19 protein-coding genes, 1 pseudogene and 1 riboswitch are annotated in these 19551 nt (G+C 72.3%); of the genes and pseudogenes, 5 read left to right on the top strand and 15 right to left on the bottom strand.

Annotated features, from left to right (window positions below; translation table 11 throughout):
* Nucleotides 1-136 precede the first annotated feature (136 nt).
* A complete protein-coding gene (locus AB0N31_RS15010; protein WP_366058788.1) occupies nucleotides 137-742 on the top strand; it encodes a GPP34 family phosphoprotein in 606 nt (201 codons plus the stop codon).
* Nucleotides 743-762: 20 nt separating this feature from the next.
* On the opposite strand, the gene AB0N31_RS15015 is transcribed toward AB0N31_RS15010, so the two are convergent.
* From AB0N31_RS15015 to AB0N31_RS15035, 5 genes are all read right to left on the bottom strand, one after another.
* Nucleotides 763-1332 carry a GAF domain-containing protein gene (locus AB0N31_RS15015; protein WP_366058789.1) on the bottom strand — a complete coding sequence of 190 codons (570 nt, stop codon included), beginning with the start codon at nucleotides 1330-1332 and terminating at the stop codon, nucleotides 763-765.
* A gap of 61 nt (nucleotides 1333-1393) precedes the next feature.
* Complete coding sequence (locus AB0N31_RS15020) at nucleotides 1394-2014, bottom strand: ATP/GTP-binding protein (protein ID WP_366058790.1); 621 nt, start codon at nucleotides 2012-2014, stop codon at nucleotides 1394-1396.
* Nucleotides 1992-2369, bottom strand: coding sequence for a DUF742 domain-containing protein (locus tag AB0N31_RS15025; RefSeq protein ID WP_366058791.1), 378 nt, complete (start codon nucleotides 2367-2369; stop codon nucleotides 1992-1994). The genes AB0N31_RS15020 and AB0N31_RS15025 overlap by 23 nt, the downstream gene beginning before the upstream one ends.
* Nucleotides 2366-2800 carry a roadblock/LC7 domain-containing protein gene (locus AB0N31_RS15030; protein ID WP_366058792.1) on the bottom strand — a complete coding sequence of 145 codons (435 nt, stop codon included), beginning with the start codon at nucleotides 2798-2800 and terminating at the stop codon, nucleotides 2366-2368. The genes AB0N31_RS15025 and AB0N31_RS15030 overlap by 4 nt, the downstream gene beginning before the upstream one ends.
* Nucleotides 2801-2874: 74 nt before the next feature.
* Nucleotides 2875-4917: an ATP-binding protein gene (locus AB0N31_RS15035; RefSeq protein ID WP_366058793.1), complete on the bottom strand. Its 2043-nt coding sequence runs from the start codon at nucleotides 4915-4917 to the stop codon at nucleotides 2875-2877.
* A gap of 647 nt (nucleotides 4918-5564) precedes the next feature.
* On the opposite strand from AB0N31_RS15035, the gene AB0N31_RS15040 reads away from it, so the two are divergent.
* Entirely contained in the window at nucleotides 5565-6335 is a 771-nt protein-coding gene (locus AB0N31_RS15040) for an RHS repeat-associated core domain-containing protein (RefSeq protein WP_366058794.1), read from the top strand.
* A 13-nt stretch (nucleotides 6336-6348) separates the two neighbouring features.
* Here the strand turns inward: AB0N31_RS15040 and AB0N31_RS15045 are convergent, their stop codons facing one another.
* Nucleotides 6349-7104, bottom strand: a complete 756-nt coding sequence (locus AB0N31_RS15045; RefSeq protein ID WP_366058795.1) for a transposase family protein — start codon at nucleotides 7102-7104, stop codon at nucleotides 6349-6351.
* Between the two features lie 278 nt (nucleotides 7105-7382).
* Nucleotides 7383-8576: an MBL fold metallo-hydrolase gene (locus tag AB0N31_RS15050; protein ID WP_366058796.1), complete on the bottom strand. Its 1194-nt coding sequence runs from the start codon at nucleotides 8574-8576 to the stop codon at nucleotides 7383-7385.
* A 163-nt stretch (nucleotides 8577-8739) separates the two neighbouring features.
* Between AB0N31_RS15050 and AB0N31_RS15055 the strand changes: the two genes are divergently transcribed.
* Both AB0N31_RS15055 and AB0N31_RS15060 read left to right on the top strand, forming a co-directional pair.
* Nucleotides 8740-9918 carry a Glu/Leu/Phe/Val dehydrogenase dimerization domain-containing protein gene (locus AB0N31_RS15055; protein WP_366058797.1) on the top strand — a complete coding sequence of 393 codons (1179 nt, stop codon included), beginning with the start codon at nucleotides 8740-8742 and terminating at the stop codon, nucleotides 9916-9918.
* Nucleotides 9919-9959: 41 nt separating this feature from the next.
* Nucleotides 9960-10568 carry a TetR family transcriptional regulator C-terminal domain-containing protein gene (locus tag AB0N31_RS15060; RefSeq protein WP_366058798.1) on the top strand — a complete coding sequence of 203 codons (609 nt, stop codon included), beginning with the start codon at nucleotides 9960-9962 and terminating at the stop codon, nucleotides 10566-10568.
* 72 nt (nucleotides 10569-10640) lie between these two features.
* Here AB0N31_RS15060 and AB0N31_RS15065 read toward each other — a convergent pair whose 3' ends face one another.
* The 3 genes from AB0N31_RS15065 to AB0N31_RS15075 all read right to left on the bottom strand — a co-directional run bounded on the left by AB0N31_RS15065 (nucleotide 10641) and on the right by AB0N31_RS15075 (nucleotide 13580).
* On the bottom strand, nucleotides 10641-11426 hold the full coding sequence (locus tag AB0N31_RS15065; protein WP_366058810.1) for an SGNH/GDSL hydrolase family protein: 786 nt from the start codon (nucleotides 11424-11426) through the stop codon (nucleotides 10641-10643).
* Nucleotides 11427-11571: 145 nt separating this feature from the next.
* The gene (locus AB0N31_RS15070) at nucleotides 11572-12285 is read right to left on the bottom strand and encodes a DUF6250 domain-containing protein (RefSeq protein WP_366058799.1); all 714 of its coding nucleotides are present in this window, start codon (nucleotides 12283-12285) and stop codon (nucleotides 11572-11574) included.
* Nucleotides 12286-12578: 293 nt separating this feature from the next.
* The gene (locus AB0N31_RS15075; RefSeq protein WP_366058800.1) at nucleotides 12579-13580 is read right to left on the bottom strand and encodes a LysM peptidoglycan-binding domain-containing M23 family metallopeptidase; all 1002 of its coding nucleotides are present in this window, start codon (nucleotides 13578-13580) and stop codon (nucleotides 12579-12581) included.
* Between the two features lie 4 nt (nucleotides 13581-13584).
* Nucleotides 13585-13777, bottom strand: a riboswitch (cyclic di-AMP (ydaO/yuaA leader).
* A gap of 523 nt (nucleotides 13778-14300) precedes the next feature.
* Between AB0N31_RS15075 and AB0N31_RS15080 the strand changes: the two genes are divergently transcribed.
* Nucleotides 14301-15098, top strand: a complete 798-nt coding sequence (locus AB0N31_RS15080) for a tyrosine-protein phosphatase (protein WP_366058801.1) — start codon at nucleotides 14301-14303, stop codon at nucleotides 15096-15098.
* Nucleotides 15099-15132: 34 nt separating this feature from the next.
* Here the strand turns inward: AB0N31_RS15080 and AB0N31_RS15085 are convergent, their stop codons facing one another.
* The 5 genes and pseudogenes from AB0N31_RS15085 to AB0N31_RS15105 form a co-directional block, all read right to left on the bottom strand.
* Nucleotides 15133-15255, bottom strand: coding sequence for a DUF6126 family protein (locus AB0N31_RS15085; RefSeq protein ID WP_363090670.1), 123 nt, complete (start codon nucleotides 15253-15255; stop codon nucleotides 15133-15135).
* Entirely contained in the window at nucleotides 15252-15884 is a 633-nt protein-coding gene (locus AB0N31_RS15090; RefSeq protein ID WP_366058802.1) for an XRE family transcriptional regulator, read from the bottom strand. Before AB0N31_RS15090 ends, AB0N31_RS15085 begins: the two co-directional genes overlap by 4 nt.
* 85 nt (nucleotides 15885-15969) lie before the next feature.
* Nucleotides 15970-17355, bottom strand: coding sequence for an aspartate aminotransferase family protein (locus tag AB0N31_RS15095; protein WP_366058803.1), 1386 nt, complete (start codon nucleotides 17353-17355; stop codon nucleotides 15970-15972).
* A complete protein-coding gene (gene dxs, locus AB0N31_RS15100) occupies nucleotides 17352-19373 on the bottom strand; it encodes a 1-deoxy-D-xylulose-5-phosphate synthase (RefSeq protein WP_366058804.1) in 2022 nt (673 codons plus the stop codon). Before dxs ends, AB0N31_RS15095 begins: the two co-directional genes overlap by 4 nt.
* A 28-nt stretch (nucleotides 19374-19401) precedes the next feature.
* A pseudogene (locus tag AB0N31_RS15105) lies at nucleotides 19402-19551 on the bottom strand (4-hydroxy-3-methylbut-2-en-1-yl diphosphate synthase); the annotation flags it as partial.

Genomic DNA, 19551 nt, shown 5'->3' on the forward strand with positions numbered 1-19551 from the left:
GGGTGGAATCCGGTAGCAATCTGCCGTACGGCGGCGGCGCGGTCCATCGAGACTTTCTTAAGCGGCGCCACAGCTCCGCTTCACGCCCCGGTCCCCCGTGCCACTCTGGAGGGAACCTACCGACGGGGAGCAGCCCATGACCACGGCGCAGGACCTGCTGATCGTCTCGCTGGACGTGCCGCCCGCGCGCCCCGTGGAGCGGGGTGAACTCTCGCTCGCCCTCGCGGGGGCCGAGCTGATCGACCTGGTGGAGGCGGGCGTGCTCGTCCTCGCCGACGACCGGGTGACGCCCGGGACGGCGCCGGCCCCGGGCGACCGGCTCCTCGCGGAGGCCGCGGCCTCGATGGTGCGGCGGGAGCCGTACGAGTCGGTCGAGGAGTGGCTGTGGCGCCGCGGTCGCGGGCTGGCCGCGGCCTACACCGCCCGGATGGAGGCCGACGGCGTGCTGACCCGCCCGCGCGGCCGCCGGCTCGCCGGGCGGTCCGACCGGAGCGGGGCCGCGGACTCACCGGCCCGGCGCCGCGCCGCCGAACGCTGGGCCGCGGACGAGCCCGTCCTGGCGGGCCTGGCCACCACCACCGGTGTCCGCGAGGAGGAGGGCGACGGCTTCCCGGGCCCGCTGACCGACCAGGTGGCGACGGTGCTGGTCGCGGTCGGCGACGCGGTGACGGAGCTGACCGCCGTACGGCAGCGGCGGTCCGTGGAGGACGCCGCCTTCGACAACGTCTGGCGGGGCTTCTGACGGACCCCGTCCGGACCGGTTCACCGGGGCGGTCCGCCGGCCTGCCGGTGTTCCAGCCGTCCGGCGAGGTCCGCGGCGGTCGCCTTGATGGTCGCCAGCCCCGCCCTGCCCCAGGGCCGGGGCGTCAGATCTGCCACGGACACCGTGCCGAGCACCATGCCGGTGGTGTCGATCAGCGGGGCGCCGAGGTAGGAGTGGATGCCGTACTCCTCGACGACCGGATTGCCCGCGAACCGCGGATAGTCGCGGACGTCCTCCAGGACCAGTGCCTTGCGCCGCGCGACGACGTATGGGCAGTAGCCGTACTCGCGGGCGAGCCGGCGGCCCAGTTCCGGCTTGCCGCCGCGGGCGGCCCGGCCGCCGGGCGGTGTGTGCAGGCCGGCGAAGAACTGCCGTTCCACGTCGATGAAGTTGACCATCGCGTACGGCGCGTCGGTCATCTCGGCGAGGCGGTCCGCGAAGGCGTCCAGACCGGGCTCGGCCCGCTCCCCCAGGCCGAGGCCGCGCAGCCTCAGGGTGCGGGCGGGAGCCTCCTCGTCCTCGGGGGTGAGCAGCAGTCGACCGGCCGGGCGGGGCGGGTCGTAGCTCATGGGCGGGCTCCGTCGCTGTGGACGTACGGCATGTGCGGCTCCGGTAGGGGGTGGTGCGGGTTCACCTGTGGGCGCCGCGGCTCGGCCGGGGTACCGCCGGCGCGTGGGCGATGAGGTGGCGGACGAGGGTGAGCAGGGTCTGCACGCCCGAGGCGGAGATGCGGGCGTCGCAGCGCACTATGGGGACGGCCGGGTCCAGGTCTATCGCGGCGCGCACCTCCTCGGGATCGTAGCGGTGGGCGCCGTCGAACTCGTTGACGGCCACGATGAAGCCCAGGCCGCGCTCCTCGAAGAAGTCGACGGCCGCGAAGCACTGCTCCAGGCGACGGGTGTCGGCGAGGACGACGGCGCCGAGGGCGCCCTCGGACAGCTCGTCCCACATGAACCAGAACCGTTCCTGTCCGGGGGTGCCGAACAGGTACAGGACGTGCTGCGGGTCGAGGCTGATGCGGCCGAAGTCCATGGCCACGGTCGTCTCGACCTTGTTCTCGATGCCGTCGAGGTCGTCGGTCGCGGCGCCGGCGGTGGTGAGCAGTTCCTCGGTGCTCAGGGGGGCGATCTCGCTCACCGCGCCGACGAACGTGGTCTTGCCGACCCCGAACCCGCCCGCGACCAGGATCTTCAGCGCGGTCGGGAAGGGGTCGGAGCCGTCGTCGTGGTCAGAGCTGTCGTCGTAGTCCATCGAGCACTGCCTCCAGTAGGGCCCGGTCGGTGGGGTGGTGGTGGAACTCGGGGGGCTTGGTGGTCAGCGCCCCGCAGTCGACGAGGTCCGCCAGCAGCACCTTGGTGACGGCCGCCGGCAGCCTCAGGTGGGCGGCGACCTCGGCGACCGGGAGGGGAGCACGGCACAGGTCCAGTGCCTGCGCGTGCTCGGGGCCGAGATGGTCGAAGGGGGTCGTCCCGGTGGTTCTCACCTGTGACATGAGGTCCAGGGCGACGGTGGGTCTGGTGCGGCCGTTGCTGACCGTGAACGGACGCACCAGCCGTCCGGCCGCGTCGTCGAGCCAGGGCCCGTCGCCGGCCGCCGCCGCCCTCAAGGCCCCATCACCGAGGGTTCGACGGCGTGCTGCCGGGGCGCGGTCACCAGGTAGGGCCGCACGCTCTTGACGAGCATCGCCATCTCGTAGCCGAGCACGGCGGCGTCGGCCTCGCGTCCGGCCAGCACCGCGAGACAGGTGCCCGACCCCGCGGTGGTGACGAACAGCAGCGTCGAGTCGAGTTCGACGACGACCTGCCGCACCTCCCCGCCGTCGCCGAAGCGGAGCCCGGCGCTGCGGCCGAGCGAGTACAGCCCGGAGGCCAGGGCCGCCATGTGGTCGGCGCTGTCGTGGTCGAGGCCGTGGACGGACTTCACGAGGCCGTCGCAGGAGAGGAGGACCGCACTCCTCGTGTGCGGCACGCGCTGCACGAGGCCGCTCATCAGCCAGTCGAGATCGGATACCTGGCCGGTCGGCGCATCGCTCGCCATGGTGGATCGACTCCTTGGGGTACGAAGGTCAGCGGGAGCGGTGGAGGTGGGGGCAGAGGTGGTGAGGGGGGTACTCATCCGGCTGGTGCGCTCCCGTCGTGCCGGGTGGTGGACTGGTGGTCGAGGCCGCCGGGCAGGCCGTGCGCGGCGTGCGCCCCGGCGTCGGGCCGAAGGGAGGCGGCCGTCGCGTGCGGTACGTCCGCGGCGGCCGGGCCGGCCTGGACCGGCAGGACGTCCGCCTCCAGGTTCTGCTGGGCCTCGGCGAGGCCGACGCCGCGCTGGAAGGCGGCCATCAGACCGGGGTCGTGACCGGCGGGCCGCTCGGCGTCCGGGCGGGGGGCGGGACCGCCGCGCAGCTGGGGGGCGATGTGCTCCCGGGCGCGGCGGCGGGGCAGTTGCGGTTTGCCCATGGTGCCGCGCACCGTGCTCGCGCGCGGGGTGGGCACGAGGCCCGCGACCTCCTCCACGGCGGCCCGGTCGGCGGGCCGGATCCCGGGCACCGCCTCGGCCGGATTGGGCCGCTCCTCGTGCGCGCCGCGGACGGGCAGCGGAGCCGGACGGCCGCCGTTCGGGGCGGCGGTGTCGTGCTGGACGGAGGGCGGGGCGGAAAGGTGGTGCTGACGAGACGTCAGCGAGATTTCCTGTGAAGTGACTTGGTGCTGCGTCAACAATGGTGTTGGGTACAGAAGTTGAGGCTGGGGCTGCGTGCCCGGCTGGGGCTGGGGCTGCGTGCCCGGCTGGGGCTGGGGCTGCGTGCCCGGCTGGTCCTGGACCTGTTCCTGGTCCTGGGGCCGTGCGCCGGCCTGCAGGGCCAGAGGCGGCCGCTCTCCGACCCGCGGCACCTGTCCGCCCGCCGCGCCCGCCGGCACCGCGCCCGCGCCGCTCTCCTCGGCCTGCGGCGACGGCGGTCCGGCCGCCCCGAGAAGGGCCTGCGGGACGACGAGTACGGCCTGGACGCCGCCGTAGATGTTGCTCTGGAGCCGGACCCGGATGCCGTGGCGGCGGGCCAGCTGCGAGACGACGTAGAGGCCGATGCGGCCGTCGGCGAGCAGGCGGCCCACGTTGACCTGGTCGGGGTCGGCGAGCAGGGTGTTCATCCGGCCCTGTTCGTCGACGGGCATGCCGAGGCCGCGGTCCTCGACCTCGACGGCCAGCCCGGAGGTGACCAGGTCGGCGCGCAGCAGGACCTGGGTGTGCGGGGCGGAGAAGACCGTGGCGTTCTCGATGAGTTCGGCGAGCAGGTGGATGACGTCGGCGACGGCGTGCCCGCGCAGTTCGCCGTCGACCGGCGGGACGAGTCTGACCCGCGAGTACTGCTCGACCTCGGCGATGGCGGAGCGCAGCACCTCGGTCATGGGGACGGGGTTGCTCCACTGCCGCCGGGAGACGGCGCCGCCGAGGACTGCGAGGTTCTCGGCGTGCCGGCGGATCCGGGTGGCGAGGTGGTCGACGTGGAAGAGGCCCTTGAGGAGGTCGGGGTCCTCGATCTCGTTCTCCAGCTCGTCCAGGGTGGCGATCTCGCGGTGCACGAGGGACTGAAGGCGCCGCGCGAGGTTGACGAACACCTCCAGCTTCTGTTCGCTGCCCGTCCGGCTGGAGAGCCGGGCGGCCTGGACGACGGCGGTGACGGCCCCGTCGTGGGCACGGGACAGGTCGGCGGCGAGCAGCTCGAACTCGTCGGCGTCGCCGGGCGGGCCGCCGCGCGGCTTGCGGTGCGGCGGGGTCTCGCCGCGGCGCAGCGCGTCGAGCAGGGCGCGCAGGTCGGCCTCGCCGCGCGCGCTGCTGCGGCGCAGGGCGGTGATGCGTTCGCTGACGGAGCGGGCGGCCCGGTCGGCGGCCACGGCGGCGACGACGATGCCGACGCCGGTCACCGCGACGGCCCCGGCGAGGACGGCCCACAGGGTCGGTCCCGGCCTGGCGCCGGTGGAGCGCACGGTGAACAGGACGGCCGCGCAGGCGCTGAGGGCGACGGCGGTCGGGGGCAGCACGGCGAGTCGCAGCAGCTGGGGCCGTATGTGCCTCTCGGCCGCTGCGGGTGCGGTGCCGGCGACCGGCCTTCCGTGCCGTCCGCCCTCACGGCGGTCTGCGCGTGCGGCCGGTGCGCGGAGGTGAGACATCGGTGTCCTCGTACTGTCCGTCGGACCCGGGGCTCGCGTGGGGTGCGCTCCTCGGGCTTGCGCCATCGCGGTGTCGGTCGGGAGGGCCGAGGGATTTCGGCACCTTCCCACCCGACGGACACTCACAGTAGTCGCCGATCCGACAAGCACGATGGTCAGTTGGCAAAGTCCCCCGGTGAGCGTCCCGCTCTGGTATGAGGCTTCGTACGACAGACCGATAAGCTCGTGAGGTGCTCGGACAGTTGAGGTGAGGGAATCGATCAGACCTGGTCAGAGGTGTCCAAGAACAGACGTCGGGGTCGGGGAGCAGGTGGCTCCCCGACCCCCGCCGGCGGGTGGCCCGGTCCGGTCCGGAGGGCCGGACCGGGCTGCCGGGACGACCCCTGGGACGCCCCCACCCCCGGTAACACCCTTCGAAATGTCACTCACCGTATTGGCCGTGGCCTTGCCTTCCGGGTGCGGGCAGGACCGTCCGCCCGCCACACCGCGCCACCACACCGCGCCACCGCGGCTCGGCAGGCACCCTCTCCGCGGCCGGCTCGAAGGACTCGCCGGGGCGAGGCAGGCGCTGCGGGCGACGGCGGCCTCGGCTCCTGCCTCCTCTGCCACGCGGCACACGGCACACGGCACACGGCACACTCACCGATGTGAGGCGCCGAGGGTGCGGTTCGACCACCTCGCCGTCGACCGACAGCACGTCGTACGCGTACGACAGCGCCGACCGTCTGGTCTCCGCCACCCGCGGCACGACCACGACGAAGGCGGTGTACGACGCCTTCGGCCGCCGCACCACCGGAGTGGACGGCACGACGGTCGCCTACTACACGGGTGACACGATCCGGCAGGTCGCCAAGGACTCTGCGCGCACCACGTGGGACCTGGACGTGGCAGGCCGCCAGGCGAGCATCACGGCCGAGACGAAGGCCGCGGACGGCATCTGGAGCACGACGTCGATCACCACGCAGCACTACCGCTCCGGCGCGGACACCCCTGCCTGGGGCAGCACCACGGCCGGCACCGCCATCACGGTCAGCCGCAACGTCGGCGACCTGACCGGCGGGCTGAGCGCCGTCACGAGCGCGAGCGGTGACGCCGTGCTCCAACTGTCCAACCTCCACGGCGACATCAGCGTCCGGCTGCCGCTGGCCTCGAGCGCTCAGCCGCAGGTACAGCGCTACGACGAGTACGGCGCTCCCGACGCCACCACGGACACGGCCCGCTACGGCTGGCTGGGCACCGCGGCACGCACCGCGGACGCTCCCGGCGGCCTGCTCATGATGGGCGCCCGAAGCTATGCCCCGGCCACCGGCACTTTCCTCCAGACAGACCCGGTGTCCGGCGGTGGCGACAACGCCTATAGCCACTGCTCCGGTGACCCGATCAACTGCACCGATACAGCCGGAACGTTCGACTACTGAGCCTCTTCCAACCTCATGCCGGCGCGTGGTGAAGGACGAGGACGGCCTTCACGATGTCGGTGATGCGGTTGGTGCTGCAGCGGAGTTTCCGCAGGAGCCGCCAGCCCTTGAGGGTGGCCATGGCCCGCTCGCCAAGACAACGGATCTTGGCGTGGGTGGTGTTGTGGCGGCGCTTCCACTGCTTGAGGCGAGGGCCCCGAAACGGGACCCGGACGGGTCTGCCGGCTCCTTGATACGCCTTGTCCGCCCAGCACTTGAGGCCCGCTGCAGCGAGGGCGTCGATGATTCCGTGCTGCCGAGCGACGGTCAGGTCGTGGGTCGAGCCGGGCAAAGCCGGTGAGGCCCAGAGCAGACGGCCGAACGGGTCGGTGAGGACCTGGACGTTCATGCCGTGGCGTTTGTGTTTCCCGGAGTAGTACGGGGTGTCGGCGGTGATGCGGTCGATGGGCAGCAGGGTGCCGTCGAGGATGACGAACGCCTTCGTCCGGATGGTCTTCATCGCCTCGGTCAGGGTCGGGGCGAGGGCGGCCAGGACCTCGATGGCCTCACGTATGTAGCGGTAGACGGTTGCGATCCCGATGCCGAACCCGGCCGCGAGCTGGGCATAGGCGTCACCGCACCGCAGGTGGGCCAGGGCGAGCAGGGCCTGACGTGCCACGGGAAGCCGTCGCCACCGGGTCCCGATGTCCCGATGCCTGGCCGTCAGTTGTCCGGCCAGGAACCGCAATGTGCGAGTGGACAAGTCGGTCGAAAACGGGTAGACAAGCACGCGAAGCTCCTGGCGAACACGGGCGATCTTGGTCGAGAACCCGTCTACCAGGAGCTTCGTCGTTGTGCAGGACTGTCCAACTCGCGGTCAGCGCCGCCAGCTTGGAAGAGGCTCAGTGGCGCTCGGAGACCACTTCGACAAGGGCCTGAATCGCTGCGCAGCGACTTCACGCTCTACCCGAGGAGCCGCGCCCGAGTCCAGCAGCGAACGATCCAGCTCCTCAGCCGGAAGACGCTCCGGCCTCCGGGTCATCTCCCCAAGCTCGTCCCCGACCGACGTCACCGCTCACCAGCGAGGTCGAGATCCCCCCTGCTCGTCTCGGCCACACCCTCAGCACCCCGTGGACGCCGCCACGGGTGCGCGATCGGATGGGATATCTCGCGCCACCATGGCTCGGCCGGCAGCTTCCCCCCTGGCTCGAACGGCTCGCCGGGACGGGGGAACGCCACCGCCTGGCCGGCCTCCTCGGCCGCGTCCTTCGTCCACTCCCCCGGTTCCGCCCACGCGTGCAGCGCCAAATTGAAAGTCCCCCAGTGGATCGGCAGCAGAACCCCGCCCGGACTGCCGCGCTGGAGGTCGAGGTGGGCGCGCAGTCCCTCCTCGGGGGTCATGTGGATGTCCGGCCACATATCCGAGTACGCCCCGATCTGGATCATCGTGGCGTCGAACGGGCCGTGCTCGGCTCCGATGTCCTTGAATCCGTCGAAGTAGCCGGTGTCCCCGCTGTGGAAGATCCGGTGCTCGTCGCCGGCGACGGACCAGGAGGCCCACAGGGTGTGCTGGCTGTTGCGCAGGCCCCGGCCGCAGAAGTGACGGGCCGGGGTGGCGGTGAGGGTGAGGCCGCCGATCCGGGTCGCCTCGTGCCAGTCCAGCTCGCGCAGCCGGTCGGCGGACACGCCCCAGTGTTCGAGATGGGCGCCGACGCCGAGCGGCACCGCGAACAGGGTGTCCGTGCCCGCCAGCGCCTTGACGGTGGGCAGGTCGAGGTGGTCGTAGTGGTCGTGCGAGATGACGACGACGTCGACCGGGCCGAGCGCGGCCAGCGGCAGGGGGGCCGGGTGCAGGCGCTTGGGGCCCGCGAAGGGGAGGGGGGAGCAGCGCTCGCCCCAGACGGGATCGAACAGCACCCGGTGTCCGTCGATCTCCGCGAGCACGCTGGAGTGCCCCATCCAGGTCAGGCGCAGGCCCGTGGCGGGCGGCCGGGCCAGGTCGGCGAGGGTGGTGGGGTGCACCGGGACCGTGCCGGAGGGGGCGCGGCGGGGGCGGGTGTCCTTGTCGAAGAAGGCCTTGGCGAGGTCGAGCGGGGAGCCCGAGGGCCGGGTCCTCGCTTCCCCGCCGGGGTTCTGGAAGACCCCGTTCGCGAAGTGGGGTGATCTGCGGATGCGCGCCATGCGCTCACCGCTCGGGTCCGCGCCGAAGGCCTCGGGCTGCAGTGCGCGGAGCCCGGGGCTCAGGGAACGGAATCCGGCCACGGTACCTCCAGGTGGAGTCGCTGAGGGTTCCCATTATGGTCGGCCGGTCCGACAAACCTCCGCTCGCCTGTTCGGAGGGGGTGGCCGCAGCTCGTTGACACGGTGCCCGCAGGTTCCCGATACTGACTCACTGTTCAGTAAAGGTCCTCGGCGAGGAGCCCGTATGACCGCCCCCCTGTTGTCCCTCACCTGGACCGACCACCTCACCGGCCGCCGAGGTCACCTGGTCGTCGACCGGCTGGTGCGCGGCGTCTGCAGCGGCGGCCTGCGGATGCGGGAGGGCTGCACCCTCGACGAGGTGACCGGCCTCGCCCGCGGCATGAGCCTCAAGGAGGCCCTGCACTACGACCCGGCGGCGCGCTACGTCCCGCTGGGCGGGGCGAAGGGCGGCATCGACTGCGATCCCCGGGACCCGGAGGCGTACGGGCTGCTGGTGCGGTACCTGCGGGCGGTACGGCCGTACGTCGAGAGCTGCTGGACCACCGGTGAGGACCTGGGGCTCAGCCAGGACGTCGTCGACCGGGCCGCCGTCGAGGCCGGGCTGGTGTCGTCGATCCAGGCCGTCTATCCGCTGCTCGACGACGAGCACGCGGCCCGCGGACGGCTCGCGGACGCCTTCGCGGTCGAGGTGGACGGCATCGGCCTGGACGAACTGGTGGGCGGCTGCGGGGTCGCCGAGTCCGTGCTCACGGCCCTGGACCGGGCGGGGGTGCCGTACGCCGGCACCCGGGTGGCCCTCCAGGGGTTCGGCACCATGGGCGGGGCGACGGCGCGCTTCCTCGCGCGCGCGGGGCTGACGGTGGTGGCCGTCGCCGACGTCAAGGGCACGATCGCCGACCCGGCGGGCCTCGACGTGGAGGCGCTGCTGGCCGCGCGGGACGCCCACGGCACCGTCGACCGCGGCGCGCTGCGCCCGGGCTTCGCCGAACTCCCGGGCGACGCCTGGCTGTCGGCCGAGGCGGAGGTGCTGGTGCCGGCCGCCGTGTCGTACGCGATCGGGCCGCGGGAACAGGCGCGGATCACCGCGCGCTGGATCGTCGAGGCGGCCAACATGCCGGTCCTGCCCGAGGCGGAGGAGCTGCTGCACGCGCGCGGGGTGAGCGTGCTGCCGGACGTCGTCGTCAACTCCGGGACGAACGCCTGGTGGTGGTGGACGCTGTTCGGCGACATCGGCGCGGACGCCGGGGAGGCGTTCGCCCACACGCGCCGCTCGATGCGCGCGCTGGTGGAACGCGTACTGGCGCGCGCGGAGTCCGACGGAACGACCCCTCGCCAGGCCGCGCACGCCATCGCCGAGCAGCGGCTGCCGGTCATCGCGGAGCGCTTCGGCCACCACCGCTGACGGCGTCCGCGCAGGTCGCAGGCCCTGTGTAGGGTGACGGCGTGGCAAGGGTCCGGTTGAGTGTGGCCGAGCGGCGCGAGGAACTGCTGCGGGCGGCCATCGAGCAGATCGAGGCGCGGGGCGTGGCGGCGGTCAGGATCGCCGACGTGGCCTCGGCGCTCGGCGTGAGCAACGCGCTGGTGCTCTATCACTTCTCCACCAAGGAGCGGCTCGTCGCCGACGCGTTCGCCTACGCCGCCGAGGGCGACCTGGCCCATCTGCGCAAGCTGCTCGGCCGCCGGACGACCGCGCTGCGCCGGCTGCGGTCGGCGGTGCGCTGGTACGCCCCCACCGGGCCGGCCAAGGGCTGGCGGCTGTGGATCGAGGGCTGGGCGGTGTCGCTGCGCGAACCCGCGCTGCGGGAGGTCGCCCGCGATCTCGACCGGCGGTGGAAGGCGGCGCTCGCCGAGGTGATCGCGGAGGGGGTGGCCGCGGGCGAGTTCCGCTGTCCCGACCCGGCCGGGACGGCCCTGCGCCTGACGGCCCTCCTCGACGGCCTCGCCGTACAGCTCACGTCCTACGACGGCGCAGTGTCCCGGAGCCGCGCGCAGGAGTGGGTGGAGGAGGCGCTGACCCGGGAACTGGGGATGGCGGGACCCCAGGATCGCTGAAGCCGTACCGGCCGGGTCCGCGCACCGGCGCGGCCGGCCGCTCCCCGGGAACGGCCGGTCGCGCCGGTCGGCTCACGCCACCGCGGCGATCCGCATCTTGATGTCGTCGGGCGAGAGGATGCCCTTGGCGGTCACGTGGTCGCCCGAGGACTCCCCGCGCAGCCGGCGCCCGATCCACGGCACCAGGTACTCGCGCGCCCACTGCACGTCGTCGCGCCGGATCTCGAGGGTGCCGCGCGGCGGGAGCTGCGGCCAGGGCTGCTCCGGGTCGGCGGGCACCTCCAGGCCGAGGACCTGACCGGCGCGCAGCGCCACACGCGTGTGGCCCTCCGCCCCGAGGTGGAGCCGGTCGCCGTCCCAGGCCCGCCGGTCCTGGATGGACTTCAGGGACCACAGGTCGAGGACCGGGCAGCCGTACCGGTCGGCGACGGCGCGCACGTGTCCGTTGTAGGTGGCGATCTTGCCGCGCAGGTGCTTGAGCACGGGGACGCCACGGGTGTCGAACCCGGTCGTCACCATCACGGTGCCGGCCACCGCGGCGAGGGCCGCGATCGCCCGCTCGAAACGTTCGGCGACCTCGTCGGGGTCGGTGCCGGGCCGGAGGATGTCGTTGCCGCCCGCGCAGAAGGAGACCAGGTCCGGTGCCAGCTCGACCGCTCGCGGAAGCTGGTCCTCCACGATCTGGTCGAGCAGCTTGCCGCGCACCGCGAGGTTGACGTACCGGAAGTCGCCTTCGGGCCGCCGGTCCGCGAGGAGTACCGCGAACCGGTCGGCCCAGCCGACGAACCTCCCGTCGGGACCGGGGTCGCCGACGCCCTCGGTGAAGCTGTCCCCCACCGCCACGTACGACCCGATCACTGAGCTGTCGTCATTCTTCGAATCGTCTGCCACAGCCGTTCATGATTCACCTTCGAATGTGACTTACGCGACCGTAGGCAGGGGTTGACGGGCGGTGAGATAAGCCACTCCTAAAGACTTGGCCAATGTGGGAATAAGGCCCTCGTCACCCGTGTCGGTGCAACGACCACACCCGGAAGCCGTCGATCCGGAAATGGCTCCAGGTGGTGCGGAAGGCGAAGTGCCCGGCGGTGTACGGCTCCGGGTCGGTGTGGTCGAAGACGAGCCGCCCGTTGTTCCACCAGCGGACGGTCGAGCCGTCGGAGACGATGCGGACGTGGTGCGGCGCGTTCGGCACCAGCAGCGGCTCGGTGTAGTCGGACAGCAGCGGCCGCTCCCCCGCCCGGCCGACGTAACGGCGCAGCCGGGTGGTGGTGTTGCCGTTGGCGCCGTAGCCGACGTAGTACGTCCTGAGGTGGTCGTACTCGGCGAGGGCGCCGCCGCGCGCGGTGGCGAAGAGGTCGTCCGGGGAACGGGCGTCGACGGCGTTCCAGAAGTTGTTGAGGTCCGAGACGCGGTCGTTGACGCCGCCCGCGGAAACCGGGGTGGCCGTGTACTCCAGGACGTACGGCCCTTCGAGCCGCTCCTTGAACCAGATCGTCGCGCCGGCGGGCACGTCGACCTCCAGGGTGCCGCGGGAGGCGGTGACGGTGCCGCCCTTCTCCAGTTCGACGGCCCACTTGCCGAGGCCGCGGCGGAAGTCGTCGTGGGCGATCGGGCGGCGGTGGCGGGGCGCGGCGCTCGCGGCGGCCGCGGGGGCGAGGGCGGCCAGGGCGGCGCCGGCGGCCAGGGCGCCGAAGGCCCTGCGGGTGGTGGTCATGGGATGCGGCTCCTTCAGGGCGTGGTGACGCGGGAGGACGTGAGGCGGACGGAGCGCACCGCGGGAGAAAGCGCTTGCCGCCCTTCCGGTCACTGTGTCCCCACCCCGCCCCGCCTGTCGACGCCCCTGGCCCGCCCGCCACGCAACCGCAATGGAACGATCACGAACGTGCAAGATCGCGCGGGCGCCGGTGCCGTGCCGGTGCCGGTGCGCATGCGGAAACGCCGAAGGCCGGCCCCGGGGATCGGGGGCCGGCCTTCGGCGGCGTGTCGGGCGGGAGGTCGAGCCGTACGTCAGCCGACGGAGACGCCGTGCGAGCGGAGGTAGGCGACCGGGTCGACGTCCGAGCCGTAGTCGGGACCGGTGCGGATCTCGAAGTGCAGGTGCGGGCCGGTCACGTTGCCGGTGGCACCGGAGAGGCCGACCTGCTGACCGGCGGAGACGGACTGGCCGGCCGAGACGGAGAGCGAGGACAGGTGGGCGTACTGGGCGTAGAAGCCGTCGGCGAGCTTGATGACGACCTGGTTGCCGTACGCGCCGCCCCAGCCCGCGGAGACGACCGTGCCCGCGCCGACGGCCTTGAGCGAGGTGCCGGTGGGGACGACGAAGTCGACACCGGTGTGGTACCCGCTGGACCACATGCTGCCGGACATCTTGTACGGGGTGCCGACGGTCGCGCCGGAGACCGGGAGGGCGAAGCCGGTGGCGGCGGTGGTGTTCTCGGCGGCCTGCGTCGTGGACGCCTTCGAGGAGGACGGCTTCGCGGAGTCCGAGGAGGACGACTTCGAGGACGCCGCCGACCCCGAGGACGCCGACGACTTCGCGGTGGAGCCCGAGGGCCGCTTCGACGAGGAGGAGGAACCGGACGAAACGGACGGCGACTTGGCCGTGCCCGTCGCGGCCTTCTTGCCGATCGACAGCTTCAGACCCGGGTGGATCAGCGACGGGTCGTCCCCGACGGCCTCGCGGTTGTCCGCGTAGAGCCGGGTCCAGCCGCCGCTGACGTCCTGCTCGTCCGCGATCTTGGAGAGGTAGTCGCCGGACCGCACCGTGTAGGTCGTGGTGGACTTCGCGGACTTCTGCGCCACGGGAACGGCCTGGACGGCCTTTTCCGGAGCGGCGGAGAGCGCGGAAGCCGCGGAGACCGCCTGCGTCGCCGACTGCGACGGTGCGGCGTGCGCACCGGTGGCCCCTATGAGCGGGAGGGCGAGCGCGGCGCCGCCGGTTCCGGCGGCGGCGATGGAGCGGGTGAAGCGCTGGGGCTTCGGACGGCGGTGCTTACCCTTGGCGGGCATGACGAATTCCTCTCCGGCGCCTGCGAGGTGAGCTGTCGGGTGCGGACTGGAGATGTCCGGCCGCGCCGGGGCGCGGCTGTACCCCTAGCCGTTCCGGAGACCGGAACAGGCGGTACTGCCTGTGGGTCCCCCGCTCCTGCCGTTCACGGGTGAGTGTGCGGGCTCCGGGCGGCGGCAGGATTGGGCGTCCGTCCGGATTGGTCTGGAACGTAAGCGACCACGACGCACGGGGACAAGCGAAGGTTGTGCTCGTCGAGGCTTTCTCTTGATCCCCGGTGGGAGTTCCCGGTCACTTTCCGTGAATCGAGAGGCCGCTTTTCCGATGAACAGCCTTGGAAAACAACCGTATTACGTGAGCATGACGGGCGACTCAGGGTCACGGATATGACGCTGCTCACGTGACAGGCCCCCAGAGCGCCTTATTCCAGAGCGAGTTGGAATGAAGGCTTCAATTCGGACAGAACTCCCAGATGTCGCACGAGCGGATAACCAACACATCAAGGTCACCGTGCGCCGGGTGCGCACCCGACCGGCCCTCCCGGGAGACCTCCGCCGGCGGACCCGCGCGTCGGACCCCCGGTTCGAACAGGGCCGGCGGAGGTCTCGAAGGCCTGGTCGAGGACCCGTTTGCCCCAGGCATCCATGTCGTATGGTCAGGGAAGTGTTCCGGTGGCCACGTCGAGCCGCGCCGGCCGGGACCGACGACCGGGAGGAGCCCCCGTGACGCAGCAGATCCCGTCGACCGAGCCCGAGCTGGCCGGAGTGCGCAACTTCCGGGACGTGGGCGGCCTGCCGACCGTCGACGGCCGGCGGGTCCGCCACGGCGTGCTGTTCCGCAGCGGACATCTCGCGCACGCCACCGACGAGGACGCCGCGTTCCTGGCCTCGCTGGGCCTGCACACGGTCTTCGACTTCCGCAACGCGGCGGACCAGAGGCTGGAGGGCCCGGACGTCGAGCTGCCGGGCGTGCGCAATGTGAACCTGCCGCTCTCCGACCCGGCGGACGGAGCCGAGTTCTGGAAGATGGTCCGCGACGGCGACATCGACCAGCTGCGGGAGATCCTCGGCGACGGCAAGGCGGCCGGCCGGATGATCGCCTCCTACCGCTCGATCATGACGGAGCGCACGGGCGAGCACTCGCGCGTGCTGCACTCCCTCGCCGAGGACAGCGTCCCGGCGCTCATGCACTGCGCGGCGGGCAAGGACCGGGCCGGTCTGTCCATCGCCGTGACGCTGCTCGCGGTGGGCGTGGAGGAGGAGGCGATCCTGGCCGACTACCTGGAGTCCAACGCCAAGCACCGCCGCTACAAGGTGCGCCGCAACGGCACCTCCCCCGAGGCGTACTCCCCCGAGGTCATGGAGCTGCTGAGCCCCCTCTTCGACGCCCGTGCGGAGTACCTCGCGGCCGCGTTCCACACCATCGAGGACACCTGGGGCGGCGTCGAGGCCTACCTGGAGCAGGGCCTCGGTCTGGCCCCGGAGACCCGCGAACGGCTCCGGGAGCGCCTGCTCGACTGAGCGGGCACCCCCGGCGTCCGGTCTCCCCCGCCGTCTACTGCTTGGCGCCGACCTCGAACAGCAGCCAGAGGAACCCGGCGAAGAGGTGCCCCACCGCGATGTAGATGATCAGCCGGATCCACAGGCTCCGGGGGAACTTCTCCTCCATGTCGGTCATGGCGTCTCTCCAGGGGTGGGGCCGAGGCACAGTGCGGCCGTCGGGCTCTGCAACAGGGTGTGGACGAACAGCAGGTCGACCCCGTCGGGGTCCTGGGCGGCGATGCGGTGCGGGGTCAGCGAGTCGAAGTGCGCGCTGTCGCCGGGCCCGAGCAGATGGGTGGCGTCCCCGAGGCGCAGCCGCAGCCGCCCGCGCAGGACGTGCAGCCACTCCTCGCCGGGATGCACCCGCACGATGTCGCCCTGCGAGCCGTGGGGCACCTGCACGTGCAGTGCCTGCATGCCCCGCCCCGGGGCGCCGGACTGCCGGTAGGTCCAGCCGCCCGCGTGGGTGGGCTCCATGTCGGCGGCGCGCACGACGGCGTCCCGGTCGGCGACCGTCTCGCCGAGCAGTTCCGAGACGGTCGTACCGTAGACACGGGCGAGCGCGAGCAGCATCGGCAGCGAGGGCTGGCGCTGCCCGGTCTCCAGCCGGGAGAGGTGGGCCGGCGACAGCCCGGCCGTGCGGGCCGCGGCCTCCAGGGTGAGGGAGGCGCGCCGGCGCAGGGCGCGCAGCTGCGGCGCGACGACGCCGAGGTCGTCCACCGGCCCGGGAGCGGGCCCGGCCTCCTCGGAAGTGGGGTGGCTCATCCCTTCATTCAGCCGGAACTTTGCCTCTGCGGCAAGTTTCTTGCCTGAGAGGCAAAGAGCCCTCGGGGAGGGTCCGCCGGTCGCCCTACCGGTTGGCCACCGCCTGCTTGATCAGCGTCCGGCCGAAGTCCCAGACGAGCCCGCCGCCCTTGTGCGCGTCGTCCATCACCTCGGTGAAGGCGTCCACGAACCGGTCCACCTCCCGCTCCCCCACGACCAGCGGCGGGATCAGCTTGATCACCTCCAGATGATCGCCGGAGACCTGGGTGAGGATGCGGTGCCGCTGGAGCAGCGGGACGACCACCATCTGCGCGAACAGGCCCTTGCGGGCCGCCTGGAGCATGGTCCAGCGGCTGCGCAGCTTCAGCGAGCGGGGCTTGCCGAACTCGATGCCGATCATCAGGCCCCGCCCGCGCACGTCGGCGAGCAGCTCGTACGTGTCGGTCAGCGCCGCGAGCCGGGACTTCAGCAGTTCCCCGGTCGCGCGGGCGTTCGCGACGATCTGCTCGTTCTCCATCACGGACAGCACGGCCAGCCCGGCCGCCATGGCCTGCGCGTTGGACCCGAAGCTCGCCGAGTGCACCAGCACCCGGTCCATGGACGAGTAGACCTTCTTGAAGATCCAGTCCTTGCCGAGCGTGGCGCCGACCGGCACATAGCCGCCGGAGAGCGCCTTGGCGACGCAGACCAGGTCGGGTTCGACCCCCTCCTCGTGCTGGTGGGCGTAGAAGTCGCCGGTCCGGCCGAGGCCGGTCTGCACCTCGTCGGCGATGAGCAGCGCCTTGTGGCGGCGCAGCAGCTCCTGGGCGGAGCGCAGGTAGCCGGGCGGCGCCTCGTGAACCCCCTTGCCCTGGATCGGCTCGACGATCAGCGCGGCCACATCGCCCTTCCGCAGCTCCCGCGCCAGCGCGTCGAGGTCGCCGAGGGGTACGGCGGTGTCGGGCAGCAGCGGCGCGAAGCCGTCCCGGAACCCGTCCTCGCCGTTGACCGACAGGGAGCCCGTGGTCAGCCCGTGGAAGGCGTGGTCGCAGTACAGGACCCTGGGTCTGCCGGTGGCGTACCGGGCGAACTTCAGCGCGGTCTCCACGGCCTCGGTGCCGCTGTTGCCGAAGAAGACCCGGTCCAGGTGCGGGCTGTGGGCGAGGAGCTTCTCGGCCAGCAGTCCGGGCAGCGGCTGGCAGTCGAAGCGGGTGAGGTCGGCGAGCGAGGCGTCGAGGACGTCGTGCAGCGCCTTGCGGACGACGGGGTGGTGGCGGCCGAGGCCCATCACCCCGAACCCGGCGAGCATGTCCAGGTAGTCGTTGCCGTCCGCATCCCAGAAGTACGCGCCCTCGCCCCGCTCGTAGACCTTGTCGAAGCCGATGGTGTGCAGCATGCGCGGCAGCTGGTGGTTGAGATATCTGCCGTGCAGCTCGTAGCGTTCGGCTCCGCGCTCGGCCAGCAGCGCGCCGAGGTCGAACTCCGTGCTCATCGGACCGTCTCCTTGCCGGGGCCGTCGGTCGTCCTGTCGAAGATGCCGCCGGCCGTCCCCTCGGTGGGGCCTCCGGTCGTGTTCCCGACGGCGCCCCGCACCGTCTCCTCGGCCGGGCCGGCAGCCGTCTTCCCGACGGTGCCGCGCGCGTCGCGGGCGGCCAGGCTCGCGCTGATCCGTCCGGCGATCTCGACGGGTGTGAGGCCGATGTCGGCGAGCACCTCGGCCCGCTTGGCGTGGGCGAGGAACTGCTCCGGGATACCGAAGCGCCGGACGGGCACGTCGACCTCGGCGTCCCCCAGGGCCAGGGCGACGGCCGAACCGACGCCCGCGGCACGGCTGTTGTCCTCCACCACGGCGACGAGGCGGTGCTCGGCGGCCAGGCCGGGCAGCGCCGGGTCGACCGGTTTGACCCAGCGGGGGTCCACCACCGTGCAGTCGACGCCCCGGGCCTGGAGCAGTTCGGCGGCACCGAGGCAGGTCGGCGCCATGACGCCGACGGCGACGAGGAGGACCTCCGGTGCCGGGCCGCGGTGCAGGACGTCCATGCCGCCGACGTGGCCGACGGCCGGGATCCGGGGGCCGACCGATTCCTTCGGGAAGCGGACCAGGGTGGGCGCGTCGTCCACGGCGACCGCCTCGCGCAGTTGCGCGCGCAGCTGGTCGGCGTCCCGCGGGGCCGCGATCCGGAGTCCGGGGACGACCTGGAGGACGGACATGTCCCACATGCCGTTGTGGGAGGCGCCGTCGACTCCGGTGACCCCGGCGCGGTCGAGGACGAACGTCACCCCGCAGCGGTGCAGCGCCACGTCCATCAGCAGTTGGGCGAAGGCCCGGTTGAGGAAGGTGGCGTAGACGGCGACGACGGGGTGCAGGCCTCCGGTGGCCAGCCCGGCCGCGGACACCGCCGCGTGCTGTTCGGCGATCCCGACGTCCCAGACCCGGTCGGGGAAGCGGGCGGCGAACGCGGCCAGGCCGACCGGGTGCAGCATGGCGGCGGTGATCGCCACGACGTCGTCGCGCTCCTCGCCGATCCGCACGATCTCGTCGCCGAACACGGACGTCCAGGAGGGGGCGCCGGCCGGGACGAGCGGCGCGCAGGTCAGCGGGTCCATCACCCCGACCGTGTGGAAGTGGTCCTCCTCGTGCGCGAGGGCGGGCTCGTAGCCGCGGCCCTTCTCGGTGAGGCAGTGCACCAGCACCGGCCCGTGGAAGCGTTTGGCCCGCCGCAGCGCCGACTCGACGGCCCCGACGTCGTGGCCGTCGATGGGCCCGACGTACTTCAGGCCGAGGTCCTCGAACATGCCCTGCGGGGCGAAGGCGTCCTTGAAGCCCTTCTTCGCGCCGTGCAGCGACTCGTAGACGGTGTGGCCGACGACGGGCGTGCGCAGCAGTACGCCCTTCCCCCAGGCCAGCACCTTCTCGTAGCCGTCGGTGGTGCGCAGGGTGGCGAGGTGGTCGGCGAGGCCGCCGATGGTCGGGGCGTAGGAGCGTTCGTTGTCGTTGACGACGATGATCAGCGGCCGGTCCCTGGCGGCCGCGATGTTGTTCAGCGCCTCCCAGGCCATGCCGCCGGTGAGCGCGCCGTCGCCGACGACCGCGACGACGTGGCCCTTCCCGCCCTGCACCTGGCGGGCCTTGGCGAGGCCGTCGGCCCAGCCTAGGGCGGTGGAGGCGTGACTGTTCTCGATGACGTCGTGCTCGGACTCCTCGCGCGCGGGATAGCCGGACAGGCCGCCCTTGCCGCGCAGCTTGGAAAAGTCCTGACGCCCGGTCAGGAGCTTGTGCACATAACTCTGGTGGCCGGTGTCCCACAGGATGCGATCGACCGGCGAATCGAAGACCCGGTGCAGGGCGATGGCCAGTTCCACCACCCCCAGGTTGGGCCCGAGGTGTCCGCCGGTCCTGGCGACCGCGTGCACCAGGAACTCCTTGATCTCGCCGGACAGTTCGCCGAGTTCCGCCTCGGACAGCGCCTTCAGGTCGCGTGGTTGCCGAATCTTCTCCAGGATCGTCATGCTCGGGCCCCCTCTCGGTCCGTGCTGTTCAACTCACGGTGACGGCCGGCTCCCCCGGGGCGACGCCGTCCTGTTCCATCCGTTCGGCCAGTTTCATGGCCTCTTCGATGAGGGTCTCCACGATCTTGGACTCGGGGACGGTCTTGATGACCTCGCCCTTGACGAAGATCTGTCCCTT

Origin of the sequence: Streptomyces sp. NPDC051051, from assembly GCF_040682975.1 — a bacterium.
GTDB lineage: Bacteria > Actinomycetota > Actinomycetes > Streptomycetales > Streptomycetaceae > Streptomyces.